The sequence below is a fragment of the Staphylococcus caprae genome (assembly GCF_002902725.1).
In the GTDB taxonomy this organism is placed as follows: domain Bacteria; phylum Bacillota; class Bacilli; order Staphylococcales; family Staphylococcaceae; genus Staphylococcus; species Staphylococcus caprae.
Genome location: NZ_PPRT01000010.1, coordinates 1 through 15,099, shown reverse-complemented (window position 1 = coordinate 15,099; position 15,099 = coordinate 1). Strand labels below are relative to the sequence as shown.

General features: G+C 33.1%; 15 protein-coding genes. 13 read left to right on the top strand and 2 right to left on the bottom strand.

Annotated features, from left to right (window positions below; translation table 11 throughout):
- Positions 1–99: 99 nt before the first annotated feature.
- The 6 genes from dhaK to CD155_RS02300 all read left to right on the top strand — a co-directional run bounded on the left by dhaK (position 100) and on the right by CD155_RS02300 (position 5,097).
- Entirely contained in the window at positions 100–1,068 is a 969-nt protein-coding gene (gene dhaK / locus CD155_RS02325; RefSeq protein WP_002441334.1) for a dihydroxyacetone kinase subunit DhaK, read from the top strand.
- Between the two features lie 41 nt (positions 1,069–1,109).
- The gene (gene dhaL / locus CD155_RS02320; protein WP_002441336.1) at positions 1,110–1,688 is read left to right on the top strand and encodes a dihydroxyacetone kinase subunit DhaL; all 579 of its coding nucleotides are present in this window, start codon (positions 1,110–1,112) and stop codon (positions 1,686–1,688) included.
- The gene (gene dhaM / locus CD155_RS02315; protein ID WP_002441338.1) at positions 1,688–2,065 is read left to right on the top strand and encodes a dihydroxyacetone kinase phosphoryl donor subunit DhaM; all 378 of its coding nucleotides are present in this window, start codon (positions 1,688–1,690) and stop codon (positions 2,063–2,065) included. The genes dhaL and dhaM overlap by 1 nt, the downstream gene beginning before the upstream one ends.
- Positions 2,066–2,128: 63 nt before the next feature.
- Positions 2,129–2,629 carry a hypothetical protein gene (locus CD155_RS02310; RefSeq protein WP_002441340.1) on the top strand — a complete coding sequence of 167 codons (501 nt, stop codon included), beginning with the start codon at positions 2,129–2,131 and terminating at the stop codon, positions 2,627–2,629.
- 174 nt (positions 2,630–2,803) lie between these two features.
- Positions 2,804–3,871 (top strand): YkvI family membrane protein, encoded by a 1,068-nt coding sequence (locus CD155_RS02305; RefSeq protein WP_002441342.1) that lies wholly within the window; start codon positions 2,804–2,806, stop codon positions 3,869–3,871.
- Positions 3,872–4,047: 176 nt separating this feature from the next.
- Positions 4,048–5,097, top strand: a complete 1,050-nt coding sequence (locus tag CD155_RS02300; RefSeq protein ID WP_002441344.1) for an alpha/beta hydrolase — start codon at positions 4,048–4,050, stop codon at positions 5,095–5,097.
- Between the two features lie 206 nt (positions 5,098–5,303).
- Here the strand turns inward: CD155_RS02300 and CD155_RS02295 are convergent, their stop codons facing one another.
- A complete protein-coding gene (locus tag CD155_RS02295) occupies positions 5,304–5,810 on the bottom strand; it encodes a GNAT family N-acetyltransferase (protein ID WP_002441345.1) in 507 nt (168 codons plus the stop codon).
- Between the two features lie 116 nt (positions 5,811–5,926).
- Here CD155_RS02295 and CD155_RS02290 point away from each other — a divergent pair, with 116 nt between their 5' ends.
- The 7 genes from CD155_RS02290 (at position 5,927) to CD155_RS02260 (ending at position 13,546) form a co-directional block, all read left to right on the top strand.
- Entirely contained in the window at positions 5,927–6,850 is a 924-nt protein-coding gene (locus CD155_RS02290) for a Rossmann-fold NAD(P)-binding domain-containing protein (protein WP_037541160.1), read from the top strand.
- A 17-nt stretch (positions 6,851–6,867) separates the two neighbouring features.
- On the top strand, positions 6,868–7,542 hold the full coding sequence (graR, locus tag CD155_RS02285; RefSeq protein ID WP_002441351.1) for a response regulator transcription factor GraR/ApsR: 675 nt from the start codon (positions 6,868–6,870) through the stop codon (positions 7,540–7,542).
- Entirely contained in the window at positions 7,535–8,575 is a 1,041-nt protein-coding gene (gene graS / locus CD155_RS02280) for a histidine kinase GraS/ApsS (protein ID WP_103212411.1), read from the top strand. The genes graR and graS overlap by 8 nt, the downstream gene beginning before the upstream one ends.
- 141 nt (positions 8,576–8,716) lie before the next feature.
- The gene (gene vraF / locus CD155_RS02275) at positions 8,717–9,478 is read left to right on the top strand and encodes an ABC transporter ATP-binding protein VraF (protein WP_070832512.1); all 762 of its coding nucleotides are present in this window, start codon (positions 8,717–8,719) and stop codon (positions 9,476–9,478) included.
- Positions 9,468–11,357: an FtsX-like permease family protein gene (locus tag CD155_RS02270; RefSeq protein WP_180991828.1), complete on the top strand. Its 1,890-nt coding sequence runs from the start codon at positions 9,468–9,470 to the stop codon at positions 11,355–11,357. The genes vraF and CD155_RS02270 overlap by 11 nt, the downstream gene beginning before the upstream one ends.
- Positions 11,358–11,903: 546 nt before the next feature.
- Positions 11,904–12,521 (top strand): DUF47 domain-containing protein, encoded by a 618-nt coding sequence (locus tag CD155_RS02265; protein ID WP_002433514.1) that lies wholly within the window; start codon positions 11,904–11,906, stop codon positions 12,519–12,521.
- 14 nt (positions 12,522–12,535) lie between these two features.
- Complete coding sequence (locus tag CD155_RS02260; RefSeq protein WP_002441360.1) at positions 12,536–13,546, top strand: inorganic phosphate transporter; 1,011 nt, start codon at positions 12,536–12,538, stop codon at positions 13,544–13,546.
- Between the two features lie 360 nt (positions 13,547–13,906).
- Here CD155_RS02260 and CD155_RS02255 read toward each other — a convergent pair whose 3' ends face one another.
- Positions 13,907–14,713, bottom strand: a complete 807-nt coding sequence (locus tag CD155_RS02255) for a LysM peptidoglycan-binding domain-containing protein (protein ID WP_002441362.1) — start codon at positions 14,711–14,713, stop codon at positions 13,907–13,909.
- Positions 14,714–15,099 lie beyond the last annotated feature (386 nt).

Here is a 15,099-nt window from a genome sequence, read left to right as displayed (position 1 = left end):
AAGTCTATTTGTGAACATTTTATAGAAGACACACATAACATTAGCGATGATATATAGACGTGTTTTATACTGATGATAAATTAATAAGGAGGGGTTTTCATGAAGAAATTAATAAAAGATAGACAACAATTTTTAAGTGACATGTTAGATGGCCTAAAAATTGCAAATCCTGAATTAGATGTAATTGAAGATACGGTAGTGGTACGTAAAGATAAAAAACAATCGGGCGTTGCACTTGTATCTGGAGGAGGAAGTGGTCATGAACCTGCACATGCGGGTTACGTAGCTCAAGGTATGTTAGATGCAGCTGTTTGTGGGGAAGTCTTTACTTCGCCTACTCCAGATAAAATATTAGAAGCAATCAAAGCAGTAGATAATGGCGACGGGGTATTACTTATAGTTAAAAATTATGCTGGCGATGTCATGAATTTTGAAATGGCACAAGAAATGGCTGAAATGGAAGGCATACAAGTTGAAACGGTTATAGTTAGAGATGATATTGCTATTAGCGAGCCTGATCAACGTAGAGGTGTTGCAGGTACTGTTTTGGTTCATAAGTACGCAGGATTTTTAGCGGAAAAAGGACTAGCATTAAATGAAATAAAAGAAAAAGTAGAAATATTGCTACCAGAAATTAAAAGTATTGGAATGGCTTTAACACCTCCAATGGTTCCTACGACAGGTAGATATGGTTTCGATATTGAAGACAATGAGATGGAAATTGGTGTTGGTATACATGGAGAAAAGGGTTTACATCGTGAATCCATCCAACCAATTAATCAAATTATTTCAACATTAGTTGAAAAATTAGAACAAGAAATCTCTGCCGATGATTATATTGTCATGGTCAATGGTATGGGAGGCACACCTCAATCTGAACTGAATATTGTAACGAAATATCTGAGTGAATTATTTAATGACAAGCATTACGGGGTAAAACATTGGTACGTAGGTAATTTCATGACGTCACTTGATATGCAAGGCTTCTCAATCACACTTGTACCTGCTAAAGAAGAATGGCTTAAAGCCTTTTTAGCACCTACAACAAGCCTTTATTTTAATGCGTAAAAGTAAATGATGAATAATTATACAATGTAGAGGTGTCAGAGATGAACGTAAAAGAAATGAAAGCACAATTGCTAAGTTTAGCAGATACTTTTAAAGAAAAAGAAGAGGAATTAACAGACTTAGATAGAGCCATTGGTGATGGTGACCACGGTGTGAATATGGAACGAGGTTTCTCTCATTTAGAGGGCAATATTGACGATAGTGACATGGCTTCACTATTTAAAACAACTGGGATGACGCTTATGTCTAAAATTGGTGGTGCCTCAGGTCCGTTATATGGCTTTAGTTTCGTCAAAATGGCGAGTGTCGTTAAAGACGAAATTGATAATGATAATTTAAAAGAGTTACTAAAAACGTTTGCGGATGCGATTGCGCAAAGAGGTAAAGTTGAATTAAATGAAAAAACAATGTACGACGTGGTTGAGAGAGCGAATGAAGCACTTCAAAAAGATGAAAAATTAAATTTAGAAAAATTACAAAGTTATGCGGATGATACTAAAGATATGGTAGCAACGAAAGGTCGTGCGTCATATTTTAAAGAAGATTCAAAAGGATATATTGATCCAGGAGCGCAAAGCATGGTTTACATTCTGAACGCTTTAATGGGAGATGAGTCGTAATGACAACGATTGTATTAGTTAGTCACAGTGCTGATATTGCAAAAGGTACAAAGGATTTACTTGAACAGATGGTAAATAATGTCGACATCAAGGCTCATGGTGGTACAGAAGATGGTTCGATTGGTACGTCATTTGATGAAATACAAAAGATGATTAATCATATAGAAGATGATGCACTATGCTTTTATGATTTAGGATCTTCGGAAATGAATTTAGATATGGCAATTGAAATGTATGAAGGTCAATATGAGATTGTTAAAATCAATGCACCTCTTGTTGAAGGTAGTTTTACCGCGGCAGTGAAGTTATCAACTGGAGGCAATATGAAAGAAGCTATCGAAGAGGTAAACAATACTCATTTTTCGAGTGAAACTTAGCTTTAAGTATGATATTATTAATATAACTGTTAAATAAAATCTGGGTAATAGGAGGACATAGCCATGCAACATCTTATAAAGAAACATGTATTGAATGGCGAATTTGAGCAGGTAAGACAATTAATGTCCGAAACAGATTTTATGGAATTTGAAGAGGCATATATTTCTAGCGCTCATGAAGTAGAAAGTATGATGTTTTACACATGTATTCTGGATATGATTAAAGTTGAAGAATCATCAGAATTGCATGATTTGGCATTTTTATTACTTGTATATCCGTTGAGCGAATATGAAGGTGCTTTAGATTCAGCTTATTATCATGCTGATTCTTCCATAAAACTCACTAACGGAAATGAAGTTAAAAGTTTACTACAAATGTTATTGCTTCATGCTATTCCTGAACCAGTCATTTCTGACAAGAAAGCATTCGATGTAGCTAAACGAATTCTTAAACTTGATCCAAATAATAATGTAGCACGTAATGTGCTTAAAGACACTGCAAAACGTATGGACAACATTGTTGTTGATATTAATGAATTAAACAAACATAGAGATGCACGTTAAGTAATTATATAACATTCTCGATATAGTCATTAGAGTTACCCAACTTTAATGGCTATTTTTATACACTTTTTCTAAGATTTATACATTTCGTTATAAGTTGATCAAGCAGGGTTGAAAATAAAAAACAGTACGTTATAATGCTCACTGTGAAAATCTAAGGAGGTTATCTTTTAAATGGGGCTGAATAAAGAAGCAATAAAAATAGGCTTTGCATACGTTGGCATCGTTGTAGGTGCGGGATTCTCAACAGGACAAGAAGTCATGCAATTCTTTACACCGTTTGGATTATGGTCGTATATCGGTGTTTTAATTTCAGGTTTCATTTTAGGATTTATTGGTAGACAAGTAGCTAAAATTGGTACAGCCTTTTCAGCTACGAACCATGAATCTACATTACAATACATTTTTGGCGAAAAATTTAGTAAAGTTTTCGATTACATTCTTGTCTTTTTCTTATTTGGAATTGCCGTAACAATGATTGCCGGTTCAGGTTCAACGTTTAACCAAAGTTTTAATATTCCCACTTGGTTAGGCGCCCTTATTATGACAATCATTATTTATTTAACTTTATTACTTGATTTTAATAAAATTGTAAGAGCTCTAGGTATTGTGACACCATTCTTGATCGTTATGGTTATATTGATTGCTGTATATTATTTATTTACAGGAAATATTTCTATAGCGGAAGTTAATAGTACGGTACCTGACACAAGCATTTGGAAAGGTATTTTCTGGGGGCTTGTTTATGGTGGACTTGCGTTTGCAGTTGGATTTAGTACGATTGTTGCTATTGGCGGCGATGCATCTAAACGTAGAGTTTCCGGTGCTGGTGCATTGTTCGGCGGTGTCGTTTATACCATCTTACTCGCATTAATTAACTTTTCACTACAAACAGAATATCCGAAAATTAAAAACGCAGATATTCCTACATTAAATTTAGCTAATGACATTCATCCATGGATTGGGCTTGTTCTAACATTTATCATGTTAGCTGTAATGTATAATACAATTTTAGGATTGTGCTATTCATTCGCAGCACGTTTCACGATACCATATAGTAAGAAATACCATGTCTTTATAGTCATTATGATGATTGCAGCCTATGTATTAAGTTTCGTAGGTTTTGCTGATTTAATTAATGTACTATATAAATTTATGGGTGTCGTAGGTCTCTTCATTGTTGTAGCAGTACTCATTAAGTACTTTAAACGTAAAAATGATGATGAAGACCATATTGCATAAGTTGTTACTTTGCATACACTTTACAATTTAAAACGATTGATTTAATCTTAAAAGCAATTCGTCTTTCATTTAAAAGGTGAATTGCTTTTTCTTTATTTTCTGGAAAAGTAATAAGCCTGAACAAGTTTAGACATAAATAATATATAGAAAGTCATGACGTGAGAGGATTATCAATAATGAAAGAAAAGTATAAATGGTTGTTGGTGACGTCACTCATCATTATCTTAGTTGCAGTGGTATTAGGTTTGCACTTGAAAAGTCATTATGACAAAGGACAAGAAAAGCAACAAGGTAGAGAACACGTACGAATCAATAATAAGAATGTAAAATTATTTCAAAATATCTCTTATGGCGAGGGATTACCTAATAGTAAATTAGATATTATAACACCTTCAGATATGAGTAAGGATACGAAATTACCCGTCATCTTCTGGATGCATGGAGGTGGATTTATAGCAGGAGACAAGCAATATAAAAATCCTCTACTATCTAAAATAGCTGAACAAGGTTACATCGTCGTGAATGTTAATTATGCATTAGCGCCACAATATAAATATCCAACACCTCTTGAACAACTTAATCAAGCAGTCAAATTTATAAAGAAAAATAAACATGAACTTCCAATTGATTTCAACCAAGTTGTGATTGGCGGTGATTCAGCGGGGGCTCAATTAACAAGTCAATACGTTGCAATGCAAACGAATAAAGACTTACGTAAAGAAATGCATTTCGAACAACAATTTGAGCCTTCTCAGATTAAAGCAGCCATCTTCTTTGGCGGTTTCTATGATATGAAAACAGTGAAAGCGACAGAATTTCCTAGAATTCAACTATTTATGAAAAGTTATACTGGAATGAATAATTGGGAAACAAATTTCAAGAATTTATCTCAAATGTCAACGATTAATCAAGTAACTAAACAATATCCGCCAACGTATTTATCAGTTGGAGATGCTGATCCATTTTACAGTCAGAATAAGTCATTTTATAAAGCACTTAAATCAGAAAATGTACCTGTCGATACACTATTTTATAATGGTACACATCATTTACATCATCAGTATCAATTCCATTTAGAGAAGCCTGAATCGAAAGAAAATATTAAGAAAGTACTATTATTCTTAAGTAGAAATACTTCATCTTCAGGTGTAGAAAGTGGAGAATCTACAGATGTGAATTCTGGTAATCAAACCAATAACAGTGTGTCACTATATCCATACGAATAAACTAGAAAAAGAGGCAAATCGTTATCATGAATTTAAATGATAGCGATTTGCCTCTTATTATTTATCATCATTCAAATTAGATGTCACAACGAAAATATTATCAAACTTCAATATTGATGGAGCGTTGATTGATAGCAACAATCTTTAAATTGATAGCGTTATTTAAAATTTCTAATATGTGGTAAAATTTGAAATGAGACAAAACATTAATTCAATATTTTTGCCATTACGTATTCATTGTAATAATGTCCGTTGATATAGAGCTTGTCTTTAAGTTCGCCTTCAATTTGGAATCCTGTCCCTTTGAAGAGTTCAACGGCACGTCCATTTTCAGTGACAACTGTGGCTTCAATGCGTCGGATTTTATGATTGAGTGACCAGGCTTCAATGGCGTTAATTAACGCTTGGCCGACACCATGTTTTTGATAGTACTTTTTAACACCGAGATAGATGACAGCTTCATGTTGCGTTCGTTCGTATGTTTCGGTATTGACAAAGGCGTATCCAACAAGCTGTTCGTCACTTTCTGCTACATATATAGCTTTAGACGGCGAGGTAATGTAGTTTTCTAAATTTTGACTAGCCGACGCTATACTAGGTGAGTATTCACCAGGATTATAAAATGTAAATTCTGATTCATCATAAATCTTGCTTAACAAATCTATAAAGTTTTCAACGTCTTTTATACTAATTTCACGAATTACGTGGGCCATGAAAACACTCCATTTTCAGTTAAGTAAATTGTAGTTTCTATTATAGTATAGTTTGGGACTTTGTGCTTGAATCAGTAATAATTATTAAATATAAGGAAATTAAGGAGTCGATAACCATGAAGCCTAAGGTTTTACTTGCAGGTGGTACTGGCTACATCGGTAAATATTTAAGTAGCGTGATTGAAAATGATGCAGAGCTCTACGCATTATCTAAATACCCTAAGCCAGATAAAGGTTCGGCAGAAGAAATAACGTGGTTAAAGAGCGATATATTTAATTATGAAAATGTTGTTGAGTCAATGGCAGGTATGGATATAGCAGTATTTTATTTAGATCCAACTAAAAACTCTGCGAAATTAACACAAGCGACTGCAAGAGATTTAAATTTAATTGCAGCAGATAATTTTGGTAGGGCTGCAGCATTGAACCAAATTAAGAAATTAATCTATATACCTGGAAGTCGCCATGATAATGAAACAATGGAGCGCTTAGGTGCTTATGGTGCACCTGTTGAACGAACGAATGTTGAAGTTAAACGGCCGTATATTAATGTTGAACTACAACCATCTAAATATGATGATGTCCGAACTGCTATGAAAATGGTATTACCGAAAAAATGGACTTTAAATCAACTTGTGGACTACTATTGTCAATGGTTGGATGAAACGAAAGGGACTTTCGTCCATGCTAAAAAAGAAAATGAAGATTACATTATTTATCGCAAAAATAGTAAAAAGCCATTAGCAATTTTCAAGAAAACAAAAACAGCTGAAGATATTATTACATTACATTTAGTTGGCGGTAAATTGGTCAAACCTAACCTGAAAAAGCAAGGGAAACTAGAGTTTAGACTGCTGAAAGGTAGCTCATTAGTCATGGTGCATTTATATGATTATATACCTAAATTATTCTGGCCGATTTATTACTTTATTCAAGCACCTATTCAAGGACTGTTTATGAGAGGATTTGAAATTGATTGTAGAATCAAACATTTCCAAGGGCGTGTCCAGTCAGGCGAGAAATTCAAATATACAAAATAGATATCGGGTGATGTTTTATGCAAATACTTCTGGTCGAAGATGATAATACGTTATTTCAAGAATTAAAAAAAGAATTAGAACAATGGGATTTCAATGTTGCAGGGGTAGAGGATTTTGGCAATGTGATGGATACATTTGAAAAATTTAATCCAGAAATTGTTATTTTAGATGTTCAACTCCCTAAATATGATGGATTCTATTGGTGTAGAAAAATGAGACAGGAATCTAATGTCCCTATTTTATTCCTATCTTCAAGAGATAACCCGATGGATCAAGTGATGAGTATGGAGCTCGGTGCCGATGACTATATGCAAAAGCCTTTTTACACGAATGTACTTATCGCAAAGCTACAAGCAATTTATAGACGTGTATATGAATTTGGTGTAGAAGAAAAACGGACACTAAATTGGCAAGATACTGTGGTTGATTTATCCAAAGATAGCATTCAAAAAGGTGATAAAACCATCTTTCTATCGAAAACGGAAATGATTATTTTAGAAATGTTGATTAACAAACAAAATCAAATCGTGACTCGTGATACTTTAATTACAGCTTTATGGGATGATGAAGCCTTTGTAAGTGATAATACTTTAACTGTAAATGTGAACCGTCTCAGAAAAAAATTGGCAGATATCAATATGGATGAAGCGATAGAGACTAAAGTTGGTAAAGGATATATGGCACATGAATAATTTACAATGGTTTTGGTTATTTGTAAGATCACGCATTAACTGGATTATGTGGATTATATTCCTTAACCTCGTCATGTTAGGTATCTCGTATATTGATTATGATATCTCTGTCGAAAGTGTTGCTTACATCGTGTTCTTAAATCTTGGGTTGAGCGTGCTCTTCTTGTTATTTACCTTTGTTAAGGAAGTACGTTTGTCGAAACATTTTTATAAAAATAAGGAAATTGAGGAAATCAAGCATAAAGATTTAGCTGAAACACCATTTCAACAACATATGGTCGATTATTTGTATCGTCATATTGCAACGCAAAAAGATAAAGTCGTTGAACAACAATTACAAATAAAAAATCATGAACAAACGATAACTGAATTCGTGCATGATATTAAAACACCCGTGACCGCAATGAAATTACTGATTGATCAAGAAGCGGATGATCAACGTAAAAAAGCTTTATTATTTGAATGGGCTAGAATTAATGAAATGCTAGATAAACAGCTATACTTAACGCGATTGGAATCACAGAATCGTGATATGTACTTCGACCACGTTAAATTGAAACGTATGGTTATTGATGAAATTCAATTAACTCGCCATATTAGTCAAGCGAAGGATATTGGGTTTGAATTAAACTTTGAAGATGTTGATAAGGTTTATACAGATGTGAAATGGTGCAGAATGATGATAAGACAAATTCTCTCCAATTCATTAAAATATAGTGAAAATACGACTATCGATTTATCTAGTTATATGGCAGATGGTCATGTCATATTAAAAATCAAAGACCATGGTAGAGGAATAAGTAAAAAAGATTTACCTAGAATCTTCGACAGAGGATTTACATCTACGATGAATCGAAATGAAACGGCATCTTCTGGTATGGGACTTTACTTAGTTCATAGCGTCAAGGATCAATTGGGTATTGATGTGAAAGTAGAGTCAGAAGTCGGTCAAGGAACAACATTTTATTTCATTTTCCCACAGCAAAATGAAATTGTAGCACGCATGTCTAAAGTGACAAGATTGTCATTTTAAACATGCGTTTTGTTACTTACAATTATCACATTTGTAATTTATTGTCGTTATAATAAAAGAGTATAAATAACAAATAATAGTCATGTTTAGCTTTGACTTTTAAAAGAGATAAGTTGTGTGAAGTAAGACAGGAGTGATAATTTGGCGATTCTAGAAGTGAAACAATTATCAAAAATTTATGGCAGTAAAAATTTAGCTCAAGAAGTTTTGAAAGATATTAATTTGAGCGTTGATGAAGGTGAATTCATCTCTATTATGGGACCATCAGGTTCAGGGAAAACGACGTTATTGAATGTACTCAGTTCAATAGATTATATGACGAAGGGCTCTATTACTTTAAATGGTAAGCAACTTGAAAAGCTATCGAATAAACAATTGTCTGAGATCAGAAAAAAAGATATTGGTTTTATTTTCCAAGATTATAATATTTTGCATACATTGACAGTAAAAGAAAATATTATGCTTCCATTATCTGTTCAAAAAGTCGATAAAGAAGAGATGAATCGACGTTATCATCGTATCGCAGAAGCATTAAATATTAGTGATATCAGCGACAAATATCCATCAGAATTGTCAGGTGGACAACGTCAACGCACATCTGCTGCAAGAGCGTTTATTAATGTTCCATCCATTATCTTCGCTGATGAGCCGACGGGCGCTTTAGATTCTAAAAGCACCCAAGATTTACTTAAAAGATTAAAACTAATGAATGAAAAATTTAATACTACAATCATCATGGTTACCCATGATCCAGTTGCTGCAAGCTTTTCTAATAGAGTTGTGATGCTAAAAGACGGTCAGATTTTTACCGAAATTTATCAAGGTGACGATGATAAACAAACATTTTATAAAGAAATCATCAGAACTCAAAGTGTACTTGGTGGAGTCAACTATGAGTTTTAATGAGATTATATTTAAGAATTTCAAGCAGAATATTGCACATTATGCCATATATTTATTGTCACTCATTATCAGCGTTATACTCTATTTTAGTTTTGTCACATTAAAGTATGCTCACCATCTTCACGGCAATCAATCCTATCCCATTCTTAAAGAAGGCTCACAAGTTGGAAGTTATTTTCTTTTTATCATCATCGTCGTTTTTTTACTTTATGCTAATTTTTTATTTATGAAAAGACGTGGGCGAGAACTATCGCTATTGCAAATCATTGGTTTAACACGATCGAATATCATGAGAATGATTATGATAGAACAACTTATGACTTTTGTAATGACAGCCATCGTTGGTATTATTTTAGGCATTTTTGGTTCGAAGATACTCCTAATGATTGTGCTACGTTTACTAGGTATTAACATTAGTGTATCTATCATATTTAGTTATCACGCTATTATAGAAACACTTGTACTCATTTCTGTAGCATATTTACTTGTTATCATTCAAAGTTATATTTTTATTCGCAAACGTTCTATTTCAGAACTTGCATCAGATTTAACTAAAAAAGAAGTGAATGAAACAAAAATTACGTTTAGTGAAATCACATTAGGATTACTAGGCATTATTATGATAGTGGGAGGATATTTTTTATCTACTAAATTAATAGAAAATATCGACTCTATCTTACAGCCATTCATTATATTATTTCTAACGGTGCTAGGGTCGTATTTCTTTTTTAGAAGTACAGTGTCTTTAGTATTTAAGACGATTCAGCACTTCAGAAATGGCAATATCAGTGTGACGGATGTCATGTTCACATCCTCAATTATCTATCGCATCAAAAAGAATGCTTTTTCACTAACGGTAATGGCCATCGTTTCAGCAATTACAGTATCCGTACTTTGTTTCGCTGCATTAAGTCGAAGTACATTGACTAATGAAGTAGTACTTAATTCGCCGCACGACGTTACATTGAAAAGTCAAAAGCAAGCAAATCAATTGGCATATGATCTCAACAATCGTAACGTTGAACATTATTACAATTATAAAGAAGTCGTTTATGCTAAATTATACAAGGATCATATGTTTACAGAAGGTATTGCGAGACCAAGTTTCATTGCTGTGACAAGCGACAAGTACATTCCTAACGTTAATATTGATAAGGGACAAACTGATATTATTATTCCTAGAGGGTCTATTAAAGACGTTGTAAAAGTAGATAAAAAAGGCTCGACTTATATTGGTTCGAAAGCACATCATGTCAAAGTAAAATTAAGAAAAGCTATTAACAAAGTTTATTTCATGGCTGATGTAGATTTAGGTGGGGCTACATTAGTGTTAAATGATGAAGATTATCAAAGTCTTAGAGCGCACGCTAAAGGTAAAAATATTGTATCTCAATATGGATTTGATATTAAACATAAGAAAGACCTGCCAGAATTAGAGAATATTGTGCAAAATATTAGTAAAAATATCGAAACACGTAGTGAAGCAGCAAGTGAAATCACAAGCTTAACAGGTGTCTTGCTATTTGTTACATCTTTCTTAGGTATTACGTTCCTCATTGCAGCTGGCTGTATTATATATATTAAACAAATTGATGAAACTGAGGATGAACTTGAAAATTATTCTATTTTGCGAAAACTTGGATTTACGCATCAAGATATGTCGAAGGGACTTAAGCTAAAGGTCATATTTAACTTTGGTTTACCATTAATTGTTGCTTTATTACATGGCTATTTTGCATCTCTCGCATACATGCATATTATGGGCGTAACCAATCAACTACCTATTTTTATTGTTATGGCTGTGTATACTGGTATTTATGCAGTATTCGCAGTGATTGGCTATAATCATTCGAAACGCACAATTAGACATTCAATTTAATATAGAAATGACAGGAACGGATTATTACATTTCTGGAAAATAAAGGCTTAGCATGTAAATTTAATTTTGATGCTAAGCTTTTTATTTTGTTTAATTCGCTTGTCGTGAATAAATAGTTGAATTTTATTAAATGAATCGTTAACTTTGTCATGGAACACATATATCAATTTATTTTCACTTAATAGCGGTTGGGAACGTTATAAGTAGGTATTAAGTATTGATATATAGGTTTCTTATTTGAATGGTTCGGACTTTCGACACATTGATCAGAAAAATATGTAAAATTTAAGTTTCTTATTTGTTAAGAATTTGTAAATAGAATTGTAGTTATGTAAATTTTGTGATATTTTCAAGTAGGGACAAAACGGTATATTTAAGAACGTCCGCAATGTTTTACTTTATAATAAATTTACATAGTATTTACAATGAGAAAGTTGCTTACTACTTTTTTCTGAAAATTGTAAATAAGTTCCTAAACCACTTGTCTTATGGATTAAAAATTTACGAATGTGATTGGTGACAATCGCTCAAAATGGAGGATTTTGAATGTTTAGTAAGAAAAAGGATAAGTTCATGGTTCAATTAGAAGAAATGGTGTTCAACCTAGATCGTGCAGCAATTGAATTCGGTAAGATGGATTTTAATACACACCTAGATTTGAAAGCTTATTCTGATAATATTAAAACGTATGAGTCACATGGTGATGAATTAATGCATCAAGTTATCACTGACTTAAACCAAACGTTTATTACACCAATCGAGCGTGAAGATATCCTATCTTTATGTAATGCGATCGACGATGTTTTAGATGCGATGGAAGAGACTTCTGCTATGTTTGAAATGTATTCAATTGAGTACACTGATGAGTACATGGCTGAATTTGTTGAAAATATCCAAAAAGCAGTAGCTGAAATGAAGCTTGCTGTAGGATTATTAGTAGATAAAAAGTTATCTCACATGCGTATTCATTCTATTAATATTAAAGAATTTGAAACAAACTGTGACGGAATCTTAAGACAATCAATGAAACACATCTTCAACAGTGAAACAGATCCAATCACATTAATTAAAATAAAAGATATTTATCAAAGCATGGAAGAAATTGCTGATAAATGCCAAACAGTTGCTAATAATTTTGAAACTATAATCATGAAAAATAGCTAAGGGAGTCTTCATTTATGTCATATATTTTAATTGTCACGATAGCTATAGTTATATTTTCATTAATATTTGACTTTATTAATGGGTTCCATGATACAGCTAACGCTGTCGCAACTGCGGTTTCAACAAGAGCGTTAACACCTAGAACTGCTATTTTGTTAGCAGCAGTTATGAACTTTATTGGTGCTTTAACATTTACTGGAGTAGCTGGAACTATTACTAAGGATATTGTTGATCCATTTAAGTTACAGCATGGTTTAGTTGTTGTATTAGCAGCGATTATTGCAGCAATTATTTGGAATTTAGTAACTTGGTTGTATGGTATTCCAAGTTCTTCTTCACATGCGTTAATCGGATCAATTGCAGGTGCAGCTATCGCGTCACAAGGATCATTCGCTGTTCTACATTATCAAGGTTTTACGAAGATTATTATCGTATTGATTATTTCACCAATCATTGCATTTTGCGTTGGTTTTATCATGTATTCCATCGTGAAAGTCGTGTTTAAGAATGCGAATTTAACACGTGCAAACCGTAACTTTAGATTTTTCCAAATCTTCACAGCAGCATTACAATCATTTTCACATGGTACTAACGATGCTCAGAAATCAATGGGGATTATCACTCTAGCATTAATCGTTGCAAATCTTCAGAATGGTGCTAGTGTAGAACCTCAGTTATGGGTAAAAATTGCTTGTGCCACTGCAATGGGTCTTGGTACAGCAGTAGGTGGTTGGAAAATCATCAAAACTGTAGGCGGTAATATCATGAAAATTCGTCCAGCTAACGGTGCAGCAGCGGATCTTTCGTCTGCATTGACAATTTTCGTAGCATCATCACTACATTTCCCATTATCAACAACACACGTTGTGTCTTCATCAATTCTTGGTGTAGGTGCTTCTAACCGTGCGAAAGGCGTTAAATGGAGTACAGCACAACGTATGGTAGTGACTTGGGTTATTACATTACCAATTTCAGCAATCTTAGCTGGAATTATATACTTTATCATTCATCTATTCTTAAAATAAAGATACAAAAATATATGCTATCTCATATACAAAGATGAAGTTCTTATTAGATGAACTTTGTATTGATATCGAGTGAGAGCATGGAATATCATTCCAGAAATAATAGCAGTAAGAGGATTCCTAATGGAAATCTTCTTACTGCTACTTTTATATTCAATACTTCGTATTAACATGTAATTGAGCCCTTAAATACTATTAAGATAAGGTGCTTTCGTATCATTTAACTAACACTACTAAATTGAATGAGTGATAGCTGGATATATCCTCTCTATCTAGATCTAATTAACAAAAATAAGCTCTAAGACGCTTTCGCGAAAGTGTCTTAGAGCTCTTATTTTGAATTTATGTGATGATCACAAATTAATGAATATATGCATAAAGTGATACTTCAGAAGCTGGAATTGTACGATAATCAGTGTTGTAAGGTCCGTTAGTATAATTCATTTCAGAAATTAAAATACTTCCGTCACCATTCACACGTTCAACATAAGCCACGTGGCCATATGGACCAGGTGTACTTTGCATAATCGCACCAACTGAAGGTTGGTTATCTACTTGATAACCGTCATTAGCTGCATTATCTGCCCAAAATTTAGCGTCTGACCAGTATGTGCTAATTGATTTACCAGCTTGCGCACGTTTATCAAATACGTACCAAGTACATTGACCTTCAGTGTATAGGTTTTGGTGATTAAAAGTAGGTGAGTTATAACTACCATTACCAGTTTGAGTAGTTGCAGCTCCACCAGAACCTGAACCGCCACTAGGAATTTTTAAAGTTTGTCCAGGTGTAATTAAATAACCATTTAAATTATTAGCTTTCATTAAAGCATTTACTGAAACACCATATTTATTTGCAATGATGTTTAATGATTCTCCAGATTTCACATTGTGTGTAGAAACTGAACCAGAGTTTGAAGAAGTGTTTGAATTTGAGCTTTGTGAAGCACTTCCACCTACATTAATGACTTGTCCAGGGAACACCATGTTGCTATCTAGATTATTATTTTGTTTAATACTATCTACTGAAGTATTGTATTTTTGAGCAATGCTCCATAATGATTCTCCTGACTGAACTTTATGTTGTGTCGAAGCTTCAGCATCATGGTGTGAAAGTACTGCGGCTGCACCTGAAGCGGCTGTTACTGCAAAGGCTAACTTTTTCAAAGTGACTCCTCCTTAAATGTAATTAAAATTTTTAATTGAGTTTAATATGTAGACCTATTGTCCCTAAAAGTCTTTTTTCATGAATCGAACTCTTTAATTACTTTTTACTATACTTTCTTATTACGTACCCAATACTAACAAAAATAATAGCGTCTGTGTGCTTTGTTATTATCTTGTAATATTGTTAACATTTTGTATACTTTAAGTCTTTGATGTGTGATGGTTGATTTTACAGTGTTTGTAGGAAGTTTAATTTAATTAAGCGAAATTAAAATTTTCGAAATTGTAATAATGTAATAATTATTAATAACAAATTTTCGAAAACTTCAATATATTTAGACATTATTAAATCAAACACTTTTGAAATCTTACATATTGTTGTAAAC